This is a genomic window from Klebsiella sp. Q11, assembly GCF_964241505.1.
Classification (GTDB): domain Bacteria; phylum Pseudomonadota; class Gammaproteobacteria; order Enterobacterales; family Enterobacteriaceae; genus Klebsiella; species Klebsiella michiganensis.
In genome coordinates, this window is sequence record NZ_CAXSXW010000015.1 from 124,948 (window position 1) to 148,382 (window position 23,435).

Here is a 23,435-nt window from a genome sequence, read left to right on the forward strand (position 1 = left end):
GGGTGTTCTCCGGCAGAAATCAAATCATGGTGCAGGCGCACCATCGCGGTGCGCCTGTTGCCGGCAGCGCGACGCTTATCCGGCCTACAACTCACGGAGAATTACTTACCGCTTTTCACCTTCGTCCACGCGCGAGTACGCACGCGGTCGATTTTCGGATCCTGGACTTTCAGGGTGAACAGCTTGGCGAAGACGTCAGCCGGCGGGTAAATGGCCGGGTTATTGCGGATCGCTTCGCTGACCAGCGGAACAGAGGCTTTGTTGCCGTTAGCGTAATAGACATGATCGCTGATGTGGGCGATAACCTCCGGACGCATCAGATAGTTCAGGAACTGATAAGCCTCATCTTTGTTTTTCGCATCCGCCGGCATGGCGAAGACGTCGAAGAACGCCAGCGCGCCCTCTTTCGGAATATAGTAGGAAACATTCACCCCGTTTTTCGCTTCTTTCGCCCGGTTAGCCGCCTGCCATACGTCGCCCGCCCAGCCGATAGCGACGCAGATATCACCGTTCGCCAGGTCGTTGATGTACTGAGAGGAGTGGAAATAGCGAATATTCGGACGCAGCTTCAGCAGCAGATCGGTCGCCGGGCCGGTGTAGTCATCGGCTTTAGTACTGTTAGGATCTTTGCCGAGATAGTTCAGCACGGTGGCGAAAATCTCTTCCGGGGCATCCAGGAAGGAGACGCCGCAGCTTTTCAGCTTTTCCAGGTTTTCCGGCTTCATCACCAGATCCCAGCTGTCCAGCGGCGCATCTTTGCCAAGCACGGCTTTCACTTTATCGATGTTATAGCCTATGCCGGTTGTCGCCCACAGGTACGGGATCGCGTATTTATTGTCGGGGTCGTGCTTCGCGACCAGCTTCAATACTTCCGGGTCGAGATTTTTCCAGTTGGGAAGCTTACTTTTATCCAGCGGCTGGAATACCCCGGCCGCCAGCTGGCGCTCAAGGAAGCTCGCCGACGGCACCACCAGGTCAAAACCGGTGCTGCCCGCCATGAGCTTACCCTCCAGCACTTCGTTGGAGTCAAAGACGTCATACACCACTTTAATACCGGTCTCTTTTTCAAAATTCGCCACCGTATCCGGCGCAATATAATCAGACCAGTTATAAACATGCAGGGTTTTTTGTTCGGCTGCGAGCGAACCGGCAGAAACGGCCATCAGCGCACCCGTAACCAGACCTGTTAACCATTTTTTACCAAAGGCGGTCATATCTCTTATTCCTTCTCAATGCCCGTTAACAAGCGGGCTGAATATACGCACTTGTTCGCATGCAATAATCATGCATATTTTTTCATTGCCTAAGAAAAGGAGAGAGGACCTCTCCCGGAATGGTTGCCCGCAACTGGAAGCAGCGTCAGAATAACTGTAGCCAGAATAAGAGGCTATAGCCCAGGTAAAAAAACGGCTTTTATCAATTTTTTATGCAATAAGGGTCTATGTGATAAGCCGAAAGCGGGGGAATGGCGGTGAAAAATTCTTTTCCGGAAGGTTAATAGCAGAATAAAAGCATGTAATACGCAGCCGCTATGGCAGTGGCTGCGCTATTTTTCGACAGGCTTAGTGAAGAAAATGGTACTGAATATTCTCAGCCACCGGCTCTTCTTCCTCAGACTTATACAGCACCTGATTGGCGCTGGCTTCGAGGATGACCATCGATATCTGTTCTTCGCTCTGGCGGAAAAACCACGCGAACTGATCGATCGTCACGCCGACGCCGACGGTCAAGGCCTGGCACACCACCAGCTTCGGCAGATTATCATCCTGAATATCGAGGAAAGCTTTCACCGTCAACGAACTGGCGTTAATCGCAGAAAGATCGGCGGAGAGCGGCAGCAGCGCGGAGGGTTTCACCTCTGCCAGCGCGGAGAAAAGCACCACGTTATCCACCAGGTCAAGTTTGGCATCAAAAATGCCTTCGAAATTTTGCATATGCGGCAGGTGCAGTGCCTGGCAGGAATCACACTCAAAAAAGCTGATGCCCAATTCGTCGAGCCATTGACGTAACGTATCAAGACCCGGAACGACCAGTGAATCCATATGACCTGTGACCTCTTACTGTGAAAAATGCGACGCCATAGCTTACGCAAAAAAAGCGTCCTGTTCCATGACGGTGTCGTGAAAGGGAATTATCCGCCCATTTTCAGACAAAATCCGGGCGTGGCTTGTCGTTCGATCCAGGCGATCATTTTGCCGGCAATATCGACGCCGGTGGTGGTTTCAATTCCTTCCAGCCCAGGAGAAGCATTGACCTCCATCACCAGAGGACCGCGCGCGGCGCGCAGGATATCAACGCCGGCCACGTCCAGCCCGAGCGTTTGCGCGGCCTTAATGGCCATTTCACGCTCCTGCTCGCTGATATACGCCACCGACGCCACGCCGCCGCGATGCAGGTTAGAGCGAAAATCCCCCTCCTTCGCCCGCCGTTCAATTGCCGCCACCACTTCATTACCCACCACGAGGCAGCGCACGTCCCGCCCCTTCGCCTCGGCGATATACTCCTGCACCAGAATATGCGCATTCAGGCCGCGAAAAGCGTCGATGACGCTCTCTGCCGCCTGGCGCGTTTCGGCCAGCACGACGCCGATGCCCTGGGTACCCTCCACCAGCTTTACCACCAGCGGCGCGCCGCCAACCATGGCAATCAGGTCGCTGGTATCGTCTGGCGAATGGGCAATACCGGTGAGCGGCAGATCGATCCCCTGACGGGCCAGCAGCTGGAGCGAGCGCAGCTTGTCGCGGGCGCGGGTGATCGCCACCGATTCATTCAGCGGATAGCTGCCCAGCAGCTCAAACTGACGCAGCGCCGCGGTACCATAGTAGGTGATCGCCGTGCCAATGCGCGGGATCACGGCGTCGAAATGCGGGAGCTGGCGACCTTTATAGTGAATCGACGAGGCCACCGGGCTGACGTTCATATAACAGGAAAGCGGATCGAGGATTTCCACCTGGTGTCCGCGTTTTTGCGCGGCTTCGCGCAGGCGTCGACATGAATAAAGCGTTCCATCCCGGGATAATATGGCAATTTTCACCCTGCACCTCTGCGAAAAGACCCGCTCTGGCGGGCCTCTGGTAGTCAATTAGCGCTGACCTGCGGAATTTCCTTGCGTCAGACCGAGGGCAGTTTACACGCAATCAGCGCGTAGCCCATCCCTGCTTATGCAGATATTGCAGAATAAACGGACGGCTCTCTTTAACAATAGTCCGACGGATATGGTCGCTCCAGGTATCGCGACGCGTATTGCTGCCGCGAGAGAGATAATACTGCGCTATCTGCTCGTCATATTCCGCAAGCACCGCGTCGTCCACCGGCTGATAGTGATTTTCATGCACCAGCATCGCCGACGGCATGCGCGGTTTCACCTCCGGGTTATCGTCCGGCCAGCCAAGGCACAGGCCAAACAGCGGCAGTACGTGCTGCGGGAGCTTCAGCAGCTCGGTCACCGCATCGATATTGTTGCGCAGGCCGCCAATATAGACGCCACCGAGGCCAAGGGATTCCGCCGCCACCAGCGCATTCTGCGCCAGAATCGCGGTATCGACGCAGCCCAGCAGCAGCTGTTCGGCGAGGCCCAGCTGAGCGTCCGGGCAGATTTGCAGATTGCGATTGAAATCAGCGCAGAATACCCAAAATTCAGCGGCCTGCGCTACGTGCTGCTGACCGCCGCTCAGCGGGACCAGCTGTTGGCGTATTTCCGGGTCGGTAACGCGAATAATTGAGGAGCATTGTAAAAAACTGGAGCTGGAAGCGCCCTGCGCGCTGGCAATAATCGCGGCGCGCTGTTCGTCGCTTATCGGCGCGTCGGTAAAATGGCGAATAGAACGGTGGCTACGCAGCAGCTCAATGGTCGGCGTCATCTCGTTTTTCTCTGTCAGGCAATGAAGAAGGTGGGGTTTTCGTTTGCGTCAACTGCGGGGCAATCACTTTCGCCACTCGCCACATTAACGCCACGGCGGCCGGAAGCATCAGCAGGATCCCCGCGAAGATCATCAGCAGCGCCGCCGTTGGGCTGGAAAACGGCGCGGGCAGGCTGACGTACTGGTTGAGCGAGAGCCAGGCCAGGGTCAACAGCACCATGCCGATAATCTCGACTACCAGAATGCTTTTTGGTAATGCAGCGGGCGATCGCATAACGCTCCTCCGGTCAAAATCATGCACGCTCCCGGGCAAAGACCGGTCGCGTATCAGGGGAGTATAGCGGTTTCATCAGCAGAATATTTACCAAACATAGCCTTAAGCCATCGAAGCAAAAGGCAGAACCTTCTTTCCCTCCTCGACATAACGCGGCATGATACGCGGCATTCGCCATCCGGCTGAGGTTTAAGGAGAAGGACTATGTTTACGGTAATTTTTGGTCGTCCAGGCTGCCCCTATTGCGTTCGCGCCAAAGAGCTGGCGGAAAAACTGAGCAACGAGCGTGATGATTTTAACTATCGCTATATAGATATTCACGCAGAAGGCATCAGCAAAGCCGATCTGGAAAAAACCGTGGGTAAACCGGTTGAAACCGTACCGCAGATTTTTGTCGATCAGAAGCACATTGGCGGCTGCACTGACTTTGAAGCCTGGGCGAAAGAGAATCTCGGCCTGTTCGCCTGAGACGGCTCACTCCTCTGACGAGTGCCTGCGTCTGGTATCAAGCCAGGCGCAAATAAACAAAAAGCACAGCGCGCCAAGCGCGCACCAGAACACCGCGCTAAACAGCCACGCCAGTTCCTGCCAGAAAGAACGCTCGGTCACAAAGAAAAGCCGCATAACTACCAGACAGACAGGTGCAGCCAGCATCGCGCCGATAAGCGGACGCAGTACCCGCTGCCCGGGAGAGAGGCAGCTTGCCGCCGCACCGGGGAGCAAAAAGAACAGCAGCCCGAGCTCAGGGTGACCGGTAGCCCGAAAGGCGCCTTTCATATGTAACAGTAGTGATAAACAAACCACGATAAATAGAAAGAACCCACAGATAATACCGGCCCAAGCACGCTCAGATTTCACGACATCCTCCTGATTTTGCCTCTAACCAACTTCCACTTCGCCCAGTCAGATAAAGATTCTGGCAATCCATGCCAATAAAAGATCCCGTCAATGTAAACACGATTGTTACTAGCCGCAGCCTCCAGGAAAGATTAAACTGTCGACTATATTTTGCTGGTTATAACGGGATGCCAGAATAGCGTTCGGGACAATGCGAACACTGGACCAACCTTAGACCAAATAACCATTTCCTTCAACAACTTACTAGTAAATGAGAAGTTGGCTTTCGTGAATATAAACGTCGCAGATTTGTTAAACGGGAATTACATCCTGTTATTGTTCGTTGTGCTTGCATTAGGACTCTGCCTCGGGAAACTGCGTCTCGGGTCGGTACAACTTGGTAATTCCATTGGCGTTTTAGTGGTTTCCCTATTATTAGGGCAACAGCATTTCAGTATTAACACTGATGCCCTCAATCTCGGCTTTATGCTGTTTATTTTCTGCGTCGGCGTGGAAGCGGGGCCCAACTTTTTTTCTATTTTTTTTCGCGACGGCAAAAATTACCTGATGCTCGCGCTGGTGATGGTCGGCAGCGCGATGCTGATCGCCATGGGGCTGGGTAAGCTCTTCGGCTGGGATATCGGCCTCACGGCCGGGATGCTCGCCGGCGCCATGACCTCCACGCCCGTGCTGGTGGGTGCCGGGGATACGCTACGGCACTTCGGCATGCCCAGCGACCAGCTCGCCCTCTCGCTCGATCATCTGAGCCTCGGCTATGCGCTGACCTACCTGATTGGCCTGGTCAGCCTGATCGTCGGCGCCCGCTATATGCCGAAGCTGCAGCATCAGGATTTGCAGACCAGCGCCCAGCAAATCGCCCGCGAGCGCGGCCTCGATACCGACTCCCGGCGTAAGGTCTATCTGCCGGTGATCCGCGCCTACCGCGTCGGCCCGGAGCTGGTGGCGTGGGCTGATGGTAAAAACCTGCGCGAGCTGGGCATTTATCGCCAGACCGGCTGCTACATTGAGCGCATCCGCCGCAACGGCATTCTCGCGAACCCGGACGGCGATGCGGTGCTGCAGATGGGCGATGATATCGCCCTGGTAGGTTACCCGGATGCCCATGCCCGCCTCGACCCAAGCTTCCGTAACGGCAAAGAGGTCTTCGACCGCGATCTGCTCGATATGCGCATCGTCACCGAAGAGATCGTGGTCAAAAACCACAATGCCGTCGGCCGTCGCCTGGCGCAGCTGAAGCTGACCGATCACGGCTGCTTCTTAAACCGCGTTATCCGCAGCCAGATCGAAATGCCTATCGACGATAACGTGGTGCTCAACAAGGGCGATGTGCTGCAGGTCAGCGGCGACGCGCGTCGCGTTAAAACCGTCGCGGATCGTATCGGCTTTATCTCCATCCACAGCCAGGTGACCGACCTGCTCGCCTTCTGCGCCTTCTTTATCGTTGGCCTGATGATCGGCATGATCACCTTCCAGTTCAGCTCGTTCAGCTTCGGCATCGGTAACGCCGCCGGTCTGCTGTTTGCCGGCATTATGCTCGGTTTCCTGCGCGCCAACCATCCGACGTTTGGCTACATTCCGCAGGGGGCGCTGAATATGGTGAAGGAGTTCGGCCTGATGGTGTTTATGGCAGGCGTGGGGCTCAGCGCGGGCGCCGGCATAAATAACGGCCTCGGCGCCGTCGGCGGTCAAATGCTGGCGGCGGGCCTCATCGTCAGCCTGGTGCCGGTGGTTATCTGCTTCCTGTTCGGCGCGTACGTGCTGCGCATGAACCGGGCGATGCTCTTCGGCGCCATGATGGGCGCCCGTACCTGCGCGCCGGCGATGGAAATCATCAGCGATACCGCGCGCAGCAATATTCCTGCGCTGGGATACGCGGGGACCTACGCCATCGCTAACGTGTTGTTAACCCTGGCAGGTACGCTGATTGTCATCATCTGGCCAGGACTACAGTGAATTTTTTAAGAAAAAAAACGCGCATACGCAGAACTTTTTTTGCTGGCATCAGTCATAAGTAGTGCCACTGCTTTTCTTTGATGTCCCCATTTTGTGGAGCCCATCAACCCCGCCATTTAGGTTCAAGGTTGATGGGTTTTTTGTTGCCTGAATTTTACAGCCTTTAAAATCATTGAGTTACAAACTCTCTTTTTAAGTCATGGCGACAAAGTGGCGACAGCCTCAAAGAGCCAGCGCAGCCTGGCCTGAATTTGTGGGGTGAGGCTGCACAGGATGGGCCTCTTTAGGTGTAGAAATTGAGCGAACAAAAGTCTCATGCGTTACGAACGTATGGCTGCAATTGATATTCTGGCACTGGTTGTAACGTTCTTAGGTCATTGAAGAGACCTGGAAACTGCTGCGAGTATGGGCTGCACTTCCACACAATGGGCAAATCATCATTTTTACGTCCCCACCATTTTTCCTGAAATCGCAATAATGATACAATATTGTTTCATTTTGTGATTTTTAAGCTCTCTTTTGAAAACCTCAGTCCATTACTAAATCATCAATTTTCACTTCCAGCTCGATGCTGATTGTAAATCCGCTATCCGGGTTTACCGTGTACGTTAACGTTGTGATGGTCCAGCTGGCATCATCAATGGGTTGTTTAAAGCCGGTGACTTTCACGGGCATTTCCGTATAGAGATCCGCGCGGCCTTCTGCCAGCTGCAGTAAAAATGACGCCACACCACACTGCAGCCGCTCCCAGTTCATTTTTGCTGCGCGCTCCGCATTACTGCGGTTCGCATAGGTCCGGTTCAGAACCAAGACGTTCTCATCCGTCCCGATCAGGTAATCCCCCTGCTTTGCTTCTGGCTCTTTGGTTTTGTCGTTTTCCGGCGGCGCTTCACTTTGGTGGTTTCTTTTTTCTCCGGTTCGCGCGTATGCAACCAGTGAGCAATTACCCCGGTGTACGCTCCCCTGTCCGCCAGGCTGAATCGGTGACTGTCACCGTCCCGGCGGGTAATAGTGATGACCGGCAGTGCTTTACCGCTGGCCGTTTTCCCCTGCCCCTGCCGGATAAACAGCAGGTTACTATCCTTAACCGAAGCAATCGCGCCATACTGCCGCGCCAGCTTCATCAAAAAGCTGGCGTCGCTTTCGTTGGTCTGGTCTAGGTGATCCTGCGCCATCACTGCAATATCCATGCCTATAGCAACCTTAAGACTGTGCCGCGCGGCAAAGTCTTTCACCAGCTCGCCCGCCACATGGATGGCATACCAGCCCGGCACATCAGCGCCGTGCGCACTAAACACAGCGGAGTCGGTAAGGTCGCTGATGCTGTTGTATTTTTTGTCCTGGCGATAAGCGACCTAACCAGAGCTGGCATAAATGCGCGGAGACTGCGAGGACATATCGCCCACCTCTTTGCCGTCGGTACGGCGTCCAGTCTGAGTCACGTCTAGCGGGGACTTGCCGTACACCTACATATCAGCGCCTAGGGCTGTATCGGCTCTTCAAGGCCATTGTCTGCATCAGCGCCCACTCGACCGACGTATGCCGTGCCAAGTGCTGCCCATCGCCTTCAGTAACGGAATAAGGGTGGCGCTGGTTGCATCGCAGGCATTCGCATCCACGTTGGGCAGATGCAGGACATCACCGTTAAGCGCGCATCCCTTATAGGTTCCGACATACAGATACGGGATTTCCCTGTCGCCCTGCTTAAAGGCCGGATGTACGCCGAAAATACCCAGCACCGGTTTCAGGCTTTCGATACTGACCTTCGGGATAATATTTACAAAGGTCCGCCGTCCCTTCGGGGTATGCAGTACAGTCTGTTTTCCGCCCGAAGCCGCCTCAACGGAGGTCCGCAGTACATCTTTGACTCAAATCATGGTCATGATCATGGTGGTGTCCTTATCGGCGATAATTGAAAAAGTGGCTAGGTATTCAATACGCAGCCGGGTCCCGTCCATAACCAGGTGCAGACTGGTGATGTTCATGGAGGGCACATTCGACCATTTTTCATATTCTGCCTACATCAACTCCGGGGCATAGCGTCCCAGCAGGTCGCGGGCCAGCTCCAGCACGCCACGCTGTGAAAACAGGCCGTTATCGCGTAACTCCGCATAGCGGACATTCATTTCCGCCAAGAAGGTGTACGGACTTTACTTCCAGAACGTGCGGTTGACGTGCATGGCGATGCCGTTATCAAACAGATTCATGTTTGGAGGATAGGCAATAGACGTCCCTGTGTAATACAGACCAAAGGTGGTATCTAGGTCATAGGGCATGAAAAACCATTTCGAGCCGTCCTAGGAGATAAACGTGGTATTTTTCTGCACGCAGTCAGGGACATAGATAAAGCTGATGAAGACATAGAGATCCACCTCGTTATTTTTATCCAGATTGGTACCGGCGAGGTACTTCAGCCAATTAATCCAGTTGGTCTCGAGGTCGCCTGTTTTCACTCGTTATAGCCAGCCGTCCCGGTCCACTTAGGTCAGAATGCCGGTGTGGATCAGATTGTGATAAGGCGCATAATTTCGGCGAGTTGTACATTCATATGAAAAATCTGACAGAACGCATCGGTGAAATGAATTGGGATTAATTGTCGCGAAGCTAATACAATGGGGGCGTTCGCCCCCTTCCAGTTATGCGAATGCTTTACCTTGTGTTATACCTAAACCATCGCGATAGAGCATTGGTATTTTCCACGTGTCTTTTATTTCCTCCAAGAAACCAGTCTCCATAAGCTGTTTAATAGCATATTGCAACCTTTCCCCTTCTAACTCTAATATTGCTGCTAAAGTTTCAAGGTTATGCTCCGCTTTTTCTGCATTAAATTTATTTATATATGCAGATATCTCTGGCCCCACCTCAGCAAGTAATGTATCCTGGACTCGTTGATCACTTAATCTCGACAAAGCATTCCGAAGTGCTTCAGACATTATCAATCGTTCGTCTGATTTTATTACCCTTGACACCCTTGAATCAGCACGAACTTGCTCTTCTGTGGCTTTCCCCACTAAGTCAATTAAATTTCTAGGAGCTCTAATATCATTACCATCTCTAATACGAGACATTATCCAATTAAAAGTAGTTGGTTTTCGATCTGCGGCATCAACTTTCTCAGGGAAAATCTTATAAAACAAAGTTTCATCAGAGTCTGCCTCTGCCTCCATTGTTTCTATGAAATCAGAACTATCTCTAATCCTACGAGACAGGAGATTCAATAAGTCTGCTTCATCCCAAACAATCTCGACCTTTCGAGCATTAATATGTGTCAGATTAACAAATCCGTCCCCAATTATTTTCCTAAATAGATCTTTACGAACAAATATTTTCAATCTTAATTTATCAAAAGCCAATAAATCCAAGTATGTCCTTAGTAACGCTCTTAATGCAGGGACTTCAATATCAGGATATCCCTGAAATGCTTCATCTAGACGATCAAGAGCAACCCAGACCGAATAACCAACGTCGCTCAAACAATCATTTAATAACTCAAACGCTTCCTCATGGGTGATCTCTCTTATTTTAGCACTTTCACTTTTCCCAACATCCCCGAAGGTAAATTTTTGAGATACTATAGGTAAACCAGTCTCAGATATTGTAAATGTTGTTTCAGAAGAATCCGGTCTAAAGGTTTGCTTTAAAGAGTTAACTATCCTACTAAAAATTGTTTCAGGTTTATTGCCTTTACTTAACAAGTTCGTTTCATTAAATAGTTTTTGTAATTGATTTAAATTTTCGGAATAGTCGCCACCTACTATATCGATAAGCCAATTACCAATAAGCGATAAAATATAAGTTTTCCAAACACTAACATATTGCCCCTCAGTCAGAACATTAACATCCTGCTGCACTAGACGCTGAAAAACCGGATTCCATATAGGATTAAAGCCCGCGATTACTTCAACATTTTTCAATTCAGGGGTTATGGAATATCTTTTTTGCAAGATTCTATAAACTGCAGTCTTACCTGTTCCCTTGTCTCCAGCAATAAAATCAGCTCTATCATTAATTAAAGAGTGATAAGCTTGATTTTCAATGAAATATTTTTCTAATGAATCATCAAACTCCGCTACGGATTGCCCAAGCCGTAAAAGTTGTAAAGTAGATTTTGAATCAATCCCAGCTGATAAAGTACCCATATCACTCCTTAGCAGATACAATTAGTCGAAAGCATATTATTTACATCTTACTCAGCTTTAAATCAAGCGATTACGCAACCAAGCTCTATCACTTTGAAAAAAAATATGATTTTTCATCACATATAGAATTTACTCAAATTTTTGCCGACAACTAGCGCAATATGACGTCTCACGTGATGTCATATGTTTCATCATTGATGCCGAGTAATCGGTATTCAGAATATTTAACGTCCGGTCCTTTACGGCTGACCAGCTCACGCAAGCCATAGTGATACACGCGGGCTATGCGCTGTACCCTGCTGTCAAACTCGCCGCTAATCGCCACATTTCGAAACCGCCATAATTTATTGATTAATACATAAATAATTGTCTCCCCTACCCCATTTACATAAATGTTTTTGTTTTCTGCGCCCCGCTCACGCTCCCGCCAGCCGGTCTACCATTAGTCGAATCGCTTCTCTCGATAGCGGCGCTCTGTCAGTCACGAAGTGCAGCGTCATCCCCTCGATAAAGGCGTCAAGCCCGCGGGCCGTGGCCGGTTCAAACCACTGCTCAAGAGTCTGCTGGCTGCGCAGCATCCAGTTCTGCATGACCGCTTTTAAATTCGGCTGGCTGCTGCAAAAAGCATACAGCTGATACATCAGCTCCATATTGCGCGCGGTGGTCACCTGGGCGCTAAAAATCAGCTCCGCAATGGCGTCACAGGCCTCTTCGCGGCTATGCACATCGGCAAAAAACTGCTGATACTGCGCCGACATCTGGCCGGTAAACAGGCTGAACGCCTCTTCGACCAGCGCCTCAATGCCGCTGAAATAGTAGGTCAGCGAGCCCAGCGGCACGCCCGCGCAGGTGGCGATTTTCCGGTGCGTGACGGCGTGGATACCGTGTATCGCGATCGTGTCCAGCGTCGCCTGCAAAATCCGCTCCCGCCGCTGCGGGTCGTTTGGTCGACGGGCCATCCCCTTTTCCTCTTTCATTTAAACAGATGCTGAATCCCACGGCGTACGCGTCAAATATGCCTCAGGCTGAATCGAATCATAGAGGTCAATAAAAAAGCATTCCGCGGCAGCCTGCCTGGATGTACAAATGTACACAACCTTGCTACTGTTGTCTGCATCTCTTCACTCTCGGGCATTTACGGATGACAGCGCAAACCTCCCGCAGAGCCCTTCAGCTAAGGCTGTGGGCGCTCTTCATGTTCTTTTTTATTCCCGGATTACTCATGGCTTCATGGGCGACCCGCACGCCGGCGATTCGCGATCTGCTCGCGCTATCGACGGCGGAAATGGGGATTGTATTATTTGGACTATCAATAGGTTCGATGAGCGGCATCCTCTGCTCAGCGTGGCTGGTCAATCGATTCGGCACCCGTAAAGTGATTCGCGCCACCATGTCCTGCGCGGTGGTCGGCATGCTGGTGCTCAGCGCCGCGCTATGGTTTACCTCGGCAGTGCTGTTTGCTATTGGCTTAGCCATCTTCGGCGCCAGCTTTGGCTCCGCGGAAGTGGCCATTAACGTCGAAGGCGCCGCCGTTGAACGTGAGATGAATAAAACCGTCCTGCCGATGATGCATGGTTTTTACAGCTTCGGTACGCTCGTCGGCGCCGGGATTGGTATGGCGGTAACCGGCTTCGGCCTGCCCGCCGCGCCGCACATCCTGCTGGCGGCGCTGGTGGCCGTCGCCCCCATTGCTATCGCCATTCGCGCGATCCCTGAAGGCACCGGCAAAAATGCGGCGGAAGCGGCGCGCCATGAAGGCAAAGGCCTGCCGATATGGCGCGATGCCCAGCTGCTGCTGATTGGCGCGATCGTCCTGGCCATGGCCTTTGCTGAAGGCTCCGCCAACGACTGGCTGCCGCTGCTGATGGTTGACGGCCACGGCTTCAGCCCAACCTCCGGCTCGCTGATTTACGCAGGCTTCACCCTCGGCATGACCCTTGGCCGCTTTACCGGCGGCTGGTTTATTGACCGCTACAGCCGGGTGACGGTGGTTCGCGCCAGCGCGGTAATGGGCGCCCTGGGCATTGGCCTGATTATTTTCGTCGATAACCCGTGGGTCGCCGGACTCTCCGTACTATTATGGGGCCTCGGCGCGTCGCTGGGCTTCCCGCTGACCATTTCTGCCGCCAGCGACACCGGCCCCGATGCGCCGAAGCGCGTCAGCGTGGTGGCGATTACCGGCTACCTCGCCTTCCTCGTCGGGCCGCCGCTGCTGGGCTTTCTCGGCGAACACTTCGGCCTGCGCAGCGCCATGATGGTGGTGCTGGCACTCGTGCTGGTCGCGGCCATCGTCGCTCGCGCGGTAGCGAAGCCACAATCTGAACCCGTGATGGAGAACAGTTAATGAGCATCAAATTGATTGCGGTAGACATGGACGGCACCTTTCTGAGCGATGCCAAAACCTATAACCGTCAGCGCTTCCTCGCCCAGTATCAACGGATGCGCGAGCAGGGCATCCGCTTCGTCGTCGCCAGCGGTAACCAGTATTACCAGCTTATCTCCTTCTTCCCGGAGGTAGCGCATGAGATCGCCTTTGTCGCCGAAAACGGCGGCTGGGTGGTCAGCGCCGGAGAAGATGTATTTAACTGCCGGATGCCGCAGGAGCATTTCAATACCGTCATCGATCATCTCCAGACGCTGACCAACATTGAAATCATCGCCTGCGGTAAGCGCAGCGCTTACACCCTCAACCGCTATAACGATGCGCTGAAAGCGGTCGCGGCGAAGTACTATCATCGCCTCGAACTGGTCGACGACTTTAATCATATTGCTGATGATGAAATTCTGAAGTTCGGCCTCAACGTGCCGGACCAGCTGATCCCGCAGATACAGCCGAAGCTGCACGCCGCGCTTGGCGATATGGTGACCGCGGTCGCTACCGGCTACGGCAGCATTGACCTGATTATTCCCGGCGTACATAAAGCTAACGGACTGCGCATCCTGCAGGAGCGCTGGGGCATCGAGAACCATGAAGTGGTGGCGTTTGGCGATAGCGGCAACGATATCGAAATGCTGCAGCATGCCGGCTTCGGTTTCGCCATGGCCAATGCCGCCGCGCCGGTGAAGGCCGTCGCCGGCTACCGCGCGCCGCACAATAACGAAGAAGGCGTGCTGCATATTATTGATAAAGTGCTTAATCGCGAAGCGCCGTTCGCCTGAGGCCGCGCCTGCTGCGGCGCGTAACGTCGCAGCAGGGCATCTGAAGATTACTGCGGTTCGAGGGAGCTGCCTACGCGTTTATCCTTCAGGAAGTAGACCGTCATCGCCAGCCAGAGCACCCCGCTCAGCAGGTTGAGCAAGCTGAAGAGTCCGCTGCCGCCAGCCTCATAGGCGTGCTTGCTCACTTCGATACCCACGGTAAAGATCAGCATTTGCAGCATCCCCATCGCCGCCGACACCGTTCCCTTACTCATTTCGCTGGCAAACAGCGTCAGGCGTACCAGCCCGGCGTTAGCGAGCCCAATCCCGAAGGCGTAAACGCTCAGCCCGGCGGTCATCCACAGATACGCGTGGGTTGACGCCACCGTCGCGACGGCGGAGATCAGCAGGCCGATCATAATTGGCCAGCCGCCGAGAATAATCAGCGAACGCACCGTCTTGCGGGAAGTCTGGCGCGCCAGCACCAGGTTACCGGCAATCAGCGCGCCAAATATCGGCACCTGCAGCAGACCATACTCGTAGCTGGTCGCCTGCTCGCCGCTGATGATGATCACCGGCGATTGGGCAATCCACGCCAGCAGCGGCAGGCTGACAAAGCCGGTGGCCAGCGCGCCGGCGACAAAACGCAGGTTTTTCAGCACCTCACGATAATCACGCCCCAGCTCTTTAACCGATAGCTTCTCGCCCATGCGGGTGGCGGTTTCCGGCATCGCCTTCTGTAGCCCAAAAAAGGCGATAGCGGCCAGCACGGCAAACAGGACAAACATCATCTCCCACGGCAAGAGATGAACCCAGGCCGCGCCCACCAGCGGCCCAAGCAGCGGCGCAATCAGCGCGACGTTGGCCATCAGCGCCGTGATCTTGATGCACACCGCCTCTTCAAAAGACTCCTGTATCGCCGCATAGCCAACCGCGCCGATAAAGCACAGGCTGATGCCCTGCAAAAAGCGCAGCAGCGTGAACTGCTCAATCGTCTGCGCCAGCAGCGTCGCCAGGCAGGTCACGATAAACCACACCACCCCGGTCAGCATGACCGGACGGCGGCCGATGCGATCCGAAAGCGGCCCCAGCAGCCACTGCAAAAACATACCGCCGGCCAGATAGGCAGTCATTGAGGTCGGAACCCACTCATTGCCCACGCCAAACTCTTCCACCACCGAGAGCATTCCCGGCTGGATCATGTCATTGCCGATATAGGTGGCGAATTCGTATAACACCAGGCACAGCGGAAAGAGCAGCGCCTGACGTCCGAGGCGTTTGCCTGAAAGCGAAGAATTGTGCATGAAATCTCTTATTTAAATAAAACCGCGCAAAGTTTAATGAAAGTCGTGTCGGGGAGATAGTGAATTGTGAGCGATGAAGAGAAATATCGCCACGCAGAGACCGCGTCGCCCTCACCGAATGAAAATCCCGCTGTATATATTTCGTTTATGTTTCAATTAGATTACAGGCTATATACTCCTTTACTCAGTCTGTTAACGAAGCCACATACGCACTTTCATTCATAACAAACTGATAATTAAGACAATACTGCTTTACCTTATCGCCACCGTTTTTTAAGGTGGGCGGCTTGTTGCTAACGGACCCAAGAGCCTGGATGTATGCTGGAAAATATTAACTACTCGCTGTTTGCATTCCTCAATGCCACCCCCGCGTCGCCGTGGTGGGCAATTGAAATCGCGACGTTTATCGCCAAAGACCTGATTATTATTGTGCCATTATTGGTATTCGCCTTATGGCTTTGGGGGCCAAACCAGCGTCAGCTAGTATTTAAGGTGATGATGGCGCTCGCGATTAGCCTCACGCTTTCATGGATATTCGGCGTGTTTTTTCCGCATGAACGTCCGTTTGCCGCCGGTGTGGGCTATAACTTCCTGCATCATTCACCCAATAACTCCTTCCCAAGCAATCACGGTACTATCTGCTTTACCTTTGCGCTGGCCTTTATGTTCTGGCACCGCCTGTGGTCGGGCGCGCTGCTTATCGCCGTTGCCTGCGCGATTGCCTGGGCCCGGGTCTATCTCGGCGTTCACTGGCCGATGGACATGCTGGGCGGGCTTCTCACCGCGATGATCGCCTGTCTTAGCGCCCAACTGCTGTGGCAAAGCGGCGGAAAAACCCTCTATCAGCATCTGCAGCGGCTGTACCGCCTGTTCTTTTCGCTGCCGATTCGCAAAGGCTGGGTGCGCGAATAGACGTTCCTGACCAGCCGGTAAAGTTGCGGCAGCGCCCGATTCCTGCGCGTGACTAAGCCTCTTCCGGCAGGTAAAATCGCCGCTGACGCCCTGTCAATGCAGGGCGCTTTCAGCTTAGAGGGAATATGGAAACTCGTCGTGACGAACGCATCAGCCAGCTTATTCAGGCACTCAAGCGCAGTGATAAACTCCATCTAAAAGAAGCGGCCACCCTGCTTGGCGTGTCAGAGATGACCATTCGTCGCGACCTCAACGGCCACAGCGGCCCGGTCGTGTTGCTGGGCGGCTATATCGTTCTGGAGCCGCGCAGCGCAACGCACTATCTGCTGAGCGATCAGAAAACGCGCCTTGTGGATGAAAAACGCCGCGCAGCCCGCCATGCGGCAAAGCTGCTTGAGCCCCACCAGATGGCCTTTTTTGACTGCGGGACCACCACGCCGTGGATCATCGACGCCATCGATAGCGCCCTGCCCTTTACCGGCGTCTGCTATTCGCTCAATACCTTTCTTTCCTTACAGGAAAAGCCCCAGTGCCGCGCGATTTTGTGCGGCGGCGAGTTCCACGCCAGCAACGCCATTTTTAAACCGCTAAGCCTGCAGGATACGCTGAGCCACCTGTGCCCGGACATCGCGTTTTATTCCGCCGCGGGCGTCGATTGCGAGCAGGGCGCGACCTGTTTTAACCTGGAAGAGCTGCCGGTCAAACACTGGGCGATGAAAAGCGCTCGCTACCACGTGCTGGTTGTCGATCACAGTAAATTCGGCAAAGTCCGGCCGGCGCGGATGGGGGATTTATCGCAGTTTGACGTAATAACCAGCGACGTCTGTCCGGATGACGATCTGCTCGCGCTGGCGAAGGAAAAACAAATTTCACTGCTTTACTAACCGCGCCCCGCAGGGCGCGGCCTGCATTTTAAGAGAACCAACCGCCGAACCAGCCGTGCAGTTTCATCAGCACGAAATCGATCATCCGGCTAAAGAAACCGCCTTCGTTTACCGCTTCCATCACAATCAGCGGCCGCTGCTCAATGGTTTTATCATTCAGTTTAAAGTCGATGGTGCCGACCACCTGCCCTTTGGTCAGCGGCGCGGTCAGCTGCGTATCGTTCAGGGTGTAGCTGGCCTTGAGGTTTTTCAGCTGGCCTTTCGGCAGCGTGATGGAACCCGCCTCGCCCGCCCCCAGCTTCGCTTCACTGCTATCGCCAAACCAGACGCGCTGGGTAATGAAGGTGGCATCGGGTTTAATCGGCGTCACGGTTTCATAGAAGCGGAAGCCCCAGGTCAGCAGTTTTTCTGATTCGTTAAAACGGATACGGTCAGTTTTGGTGCCGAGCACGACGGCAATCAGGCGCATATCGTTTTGCGTCGCGGAAGAAACCAGATTGTAGCCCGCCCCGGCGGTGGTCCCGGTTTTCACCCCGTCAGCGTTGAGGTTCGTGCTCCACAGCAGGCGGTTGCGGTTCGGCTGGCGGATTTTGTTGAAGGTGAACTCTTTTTCTTTATGGATCGCATACTCTTCCGGCACGTCATGGATCATCGCTTTGGTGAGCAGCGCCATATCGCGGGCGGTACTGAACTGGCCCGGCGCGTCCAGACCGTGCACGGTCATAAAGGTGGTGTTGGTCAGGCCCATTTTCTGCGCATAGCCGTTCATCAGGCTGACAAACGCGTCCTGGCTGCCCGCCACGTAGTCGGCTATCGCGATGCTGGCGTCGTTGCCGGACTGAATGATGACGCCCTTGTTAAGATCTTCTACCGACACCTGCATCCCCGGCTTGAGGAACATCACCGAAGAGCCGCGCAGCGCCGGATTACCGGTGGCCCACGCATCGCGTCCGATGGTCACCATATCAGTAGACTTAATCTTACCCGCCTTTAACGCCTGGCCAACAACGTAGCTGGTCATGATTTTGGTCAGGCTCGCCGGGTCGAGTTTTTCGTCGGCATTGCCTTCGCTGAGCACTTTGCCGCTGGCATAGTCCATCAGGATCCAGGCTCGCGCGTCAATGGATGGCGCATCGGGGAGTTGTTCCGCAGCCTGCACCGCAGGCGCAACGAGAAGTAAAAGCGCGCAGCCTGCCGCGAGGCCGCGAAGGGAAAAAGCATCATGCGTCATAAGAGCCACCCAAGTATCCTTTCCAAACAAAAATATGCCGCCACACTCGTTCCGCGCCGCAGCAGCCGGTGAGTAAAGCGTACAAATGACCTTAAAGAAACAGCGAGTTGGTAAAGTTTTTAAAGTTTACGCAATAACCTCGTCCGGTGCTGCAAACAGCGCAATTTTTTTGATCGCGGTTGCCTAAATATTAACTTTATTATGGCAAGAAAAAAATTACCTTTCACAAATCAACCAACTAGCGTAATTTCAACAAGATACGAATTTTCAGTTCTAGCCAAATGCGGACAAATACGGACATTTGAATGCCCCAAATCGTGCCCCAAACGCTGTTTTGCCCCAAAATATGCCCCAATTTATATCATCAAATCGGGCAGTCATCCCGCCGTAGATCGTTAACCGAAAACGTCACCACGCCGTAAACTTCTACGCCTTCCCCCTCGATCGCCTCACCGTCTCTGGTGATAAACGAGCGCCCCATTAGCTGGCCAAAATCCGTCATCCCGTCATAGCGGATCAGAACGAAATCCCCCGTCCGCGGCCGTAGAGACATATCCAGAACCGCATAACCAGAGTCTGTTTTTACAACGCGCGAGTTGGCATCCATCCGGCACAATTTCGTGACGGTGAGTGTGTCCTCGACATAATCAGATGCCGGAGAAGGAAACCCCATATCACAGTCCTCCGTTCGGGTTATAGAGCTGGAACGTGCGATCGTCGCCTTCCTGGGTGGAAACGTCTTTAAACGTGGTCACGTAGCCCTCTATCCACTGGTTAGCCTGCCGCGGCGACCAGTGCCAGTTATACCGCTCCAGTTCCTGCAGAAACCGCCTGGTTGTGATGGTGCGCCTGCCGTTTGGTTCTATCTCTATCGCTGCCCGGCAGGCTGTTTCGATTTCGTATAAACGCGGCATGATCTGAACCTCTCAATGATACTGTTTTTATATACAGTAGTTATGTTCATTAATCTGATCAATAGAGATTACAGCTATCAATCAGGCACACCGACGCAAAGTAATGATTATTCAGCAGCTGGCAGGTACTTATAGATCGTCTTCACATCTACTCCGATCACTCCCGCTACCTGCTGACGGGTAGCACCTGCATCCAACATCCGGCGGCAGCGTTCCACTACTTCTTCGGTCATTACCCGGCGGCGGCCACCGATGCGCCCCTGCTCTCTCGCCGCTGCCAGTGCCAGAGACTTGCATGGTTTCAAAAAAATTCGTTTTCATTCTTAAATTTAAAGTATTATTTTATAGGTGATAGCTAAAGAGGGGGAGTGTCATGAAAAACAAAATCATTATACAAGATGGTGTTGCTCGCTTGAGCAAAGGCAGATTATCAATTAGTCATAACGAACTCAATAAGGGATTGGCTACTAAGATTTTATATTGGGATAATATAATAAACCTAAAATCCACCTTCATTAAACTTGATGATTCTGATATTGTAACACTATTAAAAAGCGAGAAAATATTTGAGGACGTGTATTATAAATCCTCAGAATTCGGACCAAGAAGCTCTGTAATGGAAAAGTCAATAACAGACAAAATGATGGAGTTATTATTGGACAAAACCATCAACTACATCGCTGACAACCTAACCATTTCAGCAGAAACCCACGACAACAAATTAATTCAAAATGGTGGTAGTATTTTGCAGATGATAAATGTGCTTCCAACCCCAGATGATGATACCGACATTCACAAGATATTAGAGTTCAGATTAAAAAGGAAGGACCACCTTAGAAATCTTTTAAACCATATAAACTCCCTGGAGATTAGAGTGAGTAATTCTGAAAATCAAGCACACGAGCTTAAAAAAGCATTAAATGAAATAGATATAGCCAGTTCTGAGCTCACACGCCTTTACAAAGAAAACATTTTTAAATTAAATTATTCAAACATAAAATTTAATTTTAACATGAAGGAAATAATAGCTGTATCAGCCGCTGTTTATGGTGGCTCAAGCATATTATTACCTCAGTCGGCAGCCGCTGTATCTGGCGTACTGGCAGGAGCAGCATCAGTTATAAAATGGGAGGATGCCATTAGCCTTAGAAATATAGACAAGAAAAGCCCATTCAATTACTCAGCGATGATTAGCAGGGATTTTATGTGATTGGATAGGTGAGATGCATTATCTCACCTTCTCTTAATCCCACATAAAAATGAAGCTAAGAAAAACAAAAAAATCGAACCACTTCCGAAACTAGTGTAAATAACAGCACCTAAAATAAGGCAGAAAAGACAATTCCTGAATCGCGTGCCTTCCCAGCATATCTTTAACATCGCAACCACCTTAAACCTGTAATTTATATTTATATAAACAGCATTAAAGCAAACAGTACCAAATGTAATTTAAGAGTCTATATTTTTGAGGATCGTCACTCATACTCTTAACTTATGATAGTTATTTACTCAACCTTTATGATGCCATCCCTGGCTGTTTTATTTAGATGACAGTTGCGCCAGAAAACTCATCCAACCCCATGATTTGCGCTTGCGCCTGGCTGAATGGAGATATTTTCAGCCAGGCGCAAGCGCAAATCATGGGGCTCCTTGAGTTTCCCGGGGCGAATGTTGTATGAGTATTCCGGCCATTACTGGCGGGGTTTCAACTGTACCAGCGAATCATAAAACCCAGCCAGCCCAACTTCATTACCATCCCGTATCCCTTTCAGTGTGTAATTTTCACCATCATCTGTTTTGGTTAGCACTGGTGCTTCAGTTACAGTGATTTCCATTCCCGGAACGGGGGCTATTACGTCCCCCACCTCCAGTCCAATAAATTTTTTAGTCGTCATATCAACCTCAATCAGTGGGCCGGGCGCAGACGTTCAAACGTAACATTCAGGCGGCGTGTGCCCACAGTTGGTGCTGTACCAAACGTGATGCCGAAATATGACGTGCCCCTGGTGCTATCCAGATACCTGACTGTCGTTAGCCAGTCCGGAACCACCGAAACAATGCGGTAATTTGCGTCAGCAACTTCCTGCGGAAGAGAAAGGGTAAATTCAACTGTCGTACCATCGCCAGCCAGGTTGTATGCCTGAGTGCGTGACGTGATATAACCAATGTTATTCCCGATTATTGGGTCGCCTAATGTTGCTGACCCGTAATAAATTTTCCCATCCCCGGCATTATCCAGAAATGTATTGTTCATAAACTGCAGAGACCCGATAACACCCGCATCACCCAGCGCCAGGTCATACCCTGCATTATTCAGGAACGTCATACCCTGAATGTCCGGGTTAGTACAGGCAGGGAGACCAGACAGATCAGACTGAATATGAATACCGATACCGGTACTCTGTTTCGTCTGCCCGTCATGGTTATCGAGATATGCGCGTTTAACCGAGTTAATTATCTGACCACCACGGATTTTAAAAACGGTAAATCCCGAGCAGTACACGCCGCTGCCACAGCCGTCACCGGTCAAATTATCCAGTAACACATTGGTCGCTGCCCCCATAGAGCCAACCGCAGAACGTCTGCAATTGATGGATACCTGATTAATAATTTTGCACAGGTTGAGGTTATTTTCACCGACATAAGCACCATCAAGGCAGTTAACCGATGTTCCGTTTTTAAACTGGGTGTCATAACATCCGTTCATATCTGCGCCATTATCGCCACAGTCCTCGCAGTAATAGTCCTCCACAATATGGTGAGCACATTTGCTGTTCGCGATACCAATATATCCGGCGCGGTATACCCGATCTCCGACAGATTTCCCCCTCACCGTTTGCCCGAGAGTATCGGCGCGGAATTTGATTCCGTTAGCGCCCACATCAGTGACCAGGTTGCGTTCTGAGTACGGTTCAATACAATTTGTAAAATAAATACCCCCGGCAGTTTCAACGTAGCCGCCTGTAATGTCGTGAACTGTCGACCAAATGCATGCAGGTCTGATGCAGTTTGAAAAATACGCCCCAAACCCTTTAAAATGCCCGACGTCCACGCCCTCAAGCCTGGGACTGGTTACACCCTCAGCCCAGAAGCCGTAATTTATCCCTCCCTGCAGCGCCTCCTGGCCGATAAGCCTCCCTGTTCCATCGGACTTGATCAGAATGTTATCGCCACCGGCAATCAGCATTTTCAGACCCGAGCCAGGAAGCTGAGAAATGGCTTTTCCGGGCATAATCTCCATTGTTAAATCACCTGGTAGGGTAACGGATGAGATCAGACAATCCACATCAACCAGGAATAGTTTTTTAGATAATGCAGCGAAATTTGCAGCCGTACTGAATGCTGTTGTTACGTCAGCACCTGCGGTGATTTTGTAGTTAGACAGTCTGACAGGTGAATTCCGGATGTATTCCCCTACGGAAATACCGTATTTCGTGAAGACTAAATCATCGCCCATCCCCTCTTCGCTTGAACTCAGGTTTTGGCGAAGCGTATCACCGTCCATCAGAACCAGGTGGGTTACATCGTTAGCAAAGCTTGTTTCATCAGTACCAGTAGTAGTAAACCCAGTATCGGTCTCTTTACTCAGTCGGAAAAATTGCCCCTGAAAGCGAATATATTGGTTGCGGGCACTGAACTGGAATGGGCCGGCTTCATAGTCACCCAAAAACACATAGCCAGAGCTATCAAGGAAATGAACAAAGCGAGCCTCTTTGTCAGCCTGCGCAGCATCAAATGCAGCTTCCTGGGTAGTAAGTTGGGTGGCGAAGCGAGATTCAAAATCCGTAAGTTTTACTGTGAATGCGGACTCCATCCCAAACCATGACATACGACTACGGCCGAGCCGGTCCATCCAGAACGCCGAAGTTATGTCGTTCAGAAAAAGGTCCAAATTTTGCGCATTATCAAAAACATTGCGCATGTCTGCCGACGGGACCGGATCCCGCGTTAAATAAAATGGCATAGGA

The 23,435-nt window shown here is 52.1% G+C and carries 21 protein-coding genes and 7 pseudogenes; 7 read left to right on the forward strand and 21 right to left on the reverse strand.

Annotation, left to right across the window (positions count from 1 at the left end; genetic code table 11):
- Positions 1–101 precede the first annotated feature (101 nt).
- The 5 genes from potF to ACESQ2_RS22145 form a co-directional block, all read right to left on the reverse strand.
- Entirely contained in the window at positions 102–1,214 is a 1,113-nt protein-coding gene (gene potF / locus ACESQ2_RS22125; RefSeq protein WP_014228600.1) for a spermidine/putrescine ABC transporter substrate-binding protein PotF, read from the reverse strand.
- A gap of 348 nt (positions 1,215–1,562) precedes the next feature.
- Positions 1,563–2,042: a YbjN domain-containing protein gene (locus ACESQ2_RS22130; protein WP_004849367.1), complete on the reverse strand. Its 480-nt coding sequence runs from the start codon at positions 2,040–2,042 to the stop codon at positions 1,563–1,565.
- Between the two features lie 89 nt (positions 2,043–2,131).
- Positions 2,132–3,034 carry a 30S ribosomal protein S6--L-glutamate ligase gene (gene rimK, locus ACESQ2_RS22135; RefSeq protein ID WP_009653278.1) on the reverse strand — a complete coding sequence of 301 codons (903 nt, stop codon included), beginning with the start codon at positions 3,032–3,034 and terminating at the stop codon, positions 2,132–2,134.
- 103 nt (positions 3,035–3,137) lie between these two features.
- Positions 3,138–3,860 carry a nitroreductase NfsA gene (gene nfsA / locus ACESQ2_RS22140; RefSeq protein WP_025108025.1) on the reverse strand — a complete coding sequence of 241 codons (723 nt, stop codon included), beginning with the start codon at positions 3,858–3,860 and terminating at the stop codon, positions 3,138–3,140.
- Positions 3,844–4,134 (reverse strand): YbjC family protein, encoded by a 291-nt coding sequence (locus ACESQ2_RS22145; protein ID WP_009653259.1) that lies wholly within the window; start codon positions 4,132–4,134, stop codon positions 3,844–3,846. The genes nfsA and ACESQ2_RS22145 overlap by 17 nt, the downstream gene beginning before the upstream one ends.
- Positions 4,135–4,338: 204 nt before the next feature.
- Here ACESQ2_RS22145 and ACESQ2_RS22150 point away from each other — a divergent pair, with 204 nt between their 5' ends.
- Positions 4,339–4,602, forward strand: coding sequence for a GrxA family glutaredoxin (locus ACESQ2_RS22150; protein WP_004100567.1), 264 nt, complete (start codon positions 4,339–4,341; stop codon positions 4,600–4,602).
- A gap of 6 nt (positions 4,603–4,608) precedes the next feature.
- Here ACESQ2_RS22150 and ybjM read toward each other — a convergent pair whose 3' ends face one another.
- Positions 4,609–4,992 (reverse strand): inner membrane protein YbjM, encoded by a 384-nt coding sequence (gene ybjM, locus ACESQ2_RS22155; protein ID WP_004849358.1) that lies wholly within the window; start codon positions 4,990–4,992, stop codon positions 4,609–4,611.
- Between the two features lie 267 nt (positions 4,993–5,259).
- Between ybjM and ACESQ2_RS22160 the strand changes: the two genes are divergently transcribed.
- Entirely contained in the window at positions 5,260–6,945 is a 1,686-nt protein-coding gene (locus ACESQ2_RS22160) for an aspartate:alanine antiporter (RefSeq protein WP_004849356.1), read from the forward strand.
- Between the two features lie 222 nt (positions 6,946–7,167).
- Here the strand turns inward: ACESQ2_RS22160 and ACESQ2_RS22165 are convergent.
- The 8 genes and pseudogenes from ACESQ2_RS22165 to ACESQ2_RS22200 form a co-directional block, all read right to left on the reverse strand.
- Positions 7,168–7,386 (reverse strand): annotated as a pseudogene (locus ACESQ2_RS22165) (ogr/Delta-like zinc finger family protein).
- Positions 7,387–7,473: 87 nt separating this feature from the next.
- Positions 7,474–8,189 (reverse strand): annotated as a pseudogene (locus tag ACESQ2_RS22170) (contractile injection system protein, VgrG/Pvc8 family); the annotation flags it as partial.
- A gap of 6 nt (positions 8,190–8,195) precedes the next feature.
- Positions 8,196–8,801 (reverse strand): annotated as a pseudogene (locus tag ACESQ2_RS22175) (hypothetical protein); the annotation flags it as partial.
- Between the two features lie 12 nt (positions 8,802–8,813).
- Positions 8,814–9,347, reverse strand: a pseudogene (locus ACESQ2_RS22180) (spore coat protein CotH); the annotation flags it as partial.
- A pseudogene (locus ACESQ2_RS22185) lies at positions 9,342–9,493 on the reverse strand (phage baseplate assembly protein V); the annotation flags it as partial. The pseudogenes ACESQ2_RS22185 and ACESQ2_RS22180, both read right to left, overlap by 6 nt.
- Positions 9,494–9,581: 88 nt before the next feature.
- Positions 9,582–11,084 (reverse strand): P-loop ATPase, Sll1717 family, encoded by a 1,503-nt coding sequence (locus ACESQ2_RS22190; RefSeq protein ID WP_373171290.1) that lies wholly within the window; start codon positions 11,082–11,084, stop codon positions 9,582–9,584.
- A 169-nt stretch (positions 11,085–11,253) separates the two neighbouring features.
- Positions 11,254–11,400: pseudogene (locus ACESQ2_RS22195) on the reverse strand (phage virion morphogenesis protein); the annotation flags it as partial.
- A gap of 100 nt (positions 11,401–11,500) precedes the next feature.
- Entirely contained in the window at positions 11,501–12,043 is a 543-nt protein-coding gene (locus ACESQ2_RS22200; protein WP_009653296.1) for a TetR/AcrR family transcriptional regulator, read from the reverse strand.
- 182 nt (positions 12,044–12,225) lie between these two features.
- On the opposite strand from ACESQ2_RS22200, the gene ACESQ2_RS22205 reads away from it, so the two are divergent.
- Positions 12,226–13,428, forward strand: coding sequence for an MFS transporter (locus ACESQ2_RS22205; protein ID WP_014228591.1), 1,203 nt, complete (start codon positions 12,226–12,228; stop codon positions 13,426–13,428).
- Positions 13,428–14,243: a Cof-type HAD-IIB family hydrolase gene (locus tag ACESQ2_RS22210; protein ID WP_224260500.1), complete on the forward strand. Its 816-nt coding sequence runs from the start codon at positions 13,428–13,430 to the stop codon at positions 14,241–14,243. The genes ACESQ2_RS22205 and ACESQ2_RS22210 overlap by 1 nt, the downstream gene beginning before the upstream one ends.
- Positions 14,244–14,290: 47 nt before the next feature.
- Here ACESQ2_RS22210 and ACESQ2_RS22215 read toward each other — a convergent pair whose 3' ends face one another.
- Positions 14,291–15,526 carry an MFS transporter gene (locus ACESQ2_RS22215; RefSeq protein WP_032748874.1) on the reverse strand — a complete coding sequence of 412 codons (1,236 nt, stop codon included), beginning with the start codon at positions 15,524–15,526 and terminating at the stop codon, positions 14,291–14,293.
- Positions 15,527–15,844: 318 nt separating this feature from the next.
- Here ACESQ2_RS22215 and ybjG point away from each other — a divergent pair, with 318 nt between their 5' ends.
- On the forward strand, positions 15,845–16,438 hold the full coding sequence (gene ybjG / locus ACESQ2_RS22220) for an undecaprenyl-diphosphate phosphatase (protein ID WP_025108035.1): 594 nt from the start codon (positions 15,845–15,847) through the stop codon (positions 16,436–16,438).
- A 125-nt stretch (positions 16,439–16,563) separates the two neighbouring features.
- Complete coding sequence (gene deoR / locus ACESQ2_RS22225) at positions 16,564–17,322, forward strand: DNA-binding transcriptional repressor DeoR (RefSeq protein WP_046877864.1); 759 nt, start codon at positions 16,564–16,566, stop codon at positions 17,320–17,322.
- 28 nt (positions 17,323–17,350) lie between these two features.
- Here the strand turns inward: deoR and dacC are convergent, their stop codons facing one another.
- The 4 genes and pseudogenes from dacC to ACESQ2_RS22245 form a co-directional block, all read right to left on the reverse strand.
- Positions 17,351–18,553 carry a serine-type D-Ala-D-Ala carboxypeptidase gene (dacC, locus tag ACESQ2_RS22230; RefSeq protein ID WP_032721350.1) on the reverse strand — a complete coding sequence of 401 codons (1,203 nt, stop codon included), beginning with the start codon at positions 18,551–18,553 and terminating at the stop codon, positions 17,351–17,353.
- 364 nt (positions 18,554–18,917) lie between these two features.
- Positions 18,918–19,106 (reverse strand): hypothetical protein, encoded by a 189-nt coding sequence (locus ACESQ2_RS22235; protein WP_373171291.1) that lies wholly within the window; start codon positions 19,104–19,106, stop codon positions 18,918–18,920.
- Between the two features lie 121 nt (positions 19,107–19,227).
- Positions 19,228–19,467, reverse strand: coding sequence for a DNA polymerase V (locus ACESQ2_RS22240; protein WP_373171292.1), 240 nt, complete (start codon positions 19,465–19,467; stop codon positions 19,228–19,230).
- A gap of 107 nt (positions 19,468–19,574) precedes the next feature.
- A pseudogene (locus tag ACESQ2_RS22245) lies at positions 19,575–19,748 on the reverse strand (helix-turn-helix domain-containing protein); the annotation flags it as partial.
- A 92-nt stretch (positions 19,749–19,840) separates the two neighbouring features.
- Between ACESQ2_RS22245 and ACESQ2_RS22250 the strand changes: the two are divergent.
- Positions 19,841–20,677 (forward strand): DUF6236 family protein, encoded by an 837-nt coding sequence (locus ACESQ2_RS22250; RefSeq protein WP_057729217.1) that lies wholly within the window; start codon positions 19,841–19,843, stop codon positions 20,675–20,677.
- Between the two features lie 481 nt (positions 20,678–21,158).
- On the opposite strand, the gene ACESQ2_RS22255 is transcribed toward ACESQ2_RS22250, so the two are convergent.
- The gene (locus ACESQ2_RS22255; protein WP_373171293.1) at positions 21,159–21,362 is read right to left on the reverse strand and encodes a hypothetical protein; all 204 of its coding nucleotides are present in this window, start codon (positions 21,360–21,362) and stop codon (positions 21,159–21,161) included.
- 11 nt (positions 21,363–21,373) lie between these two features.
- Positions 21,374–23,431, reverse strand: coding sequence for a hypothetical protein (locus ACESQ2_RS22260; RefSeq protein WP_373171295.1), 2,058 nt, complete (start codon positions 23,429–23,431; stop codon positions 21,374–21,376).
- Between the last annotated feature and the right edge of the window lie 4 nt (positions 23,432–23,435).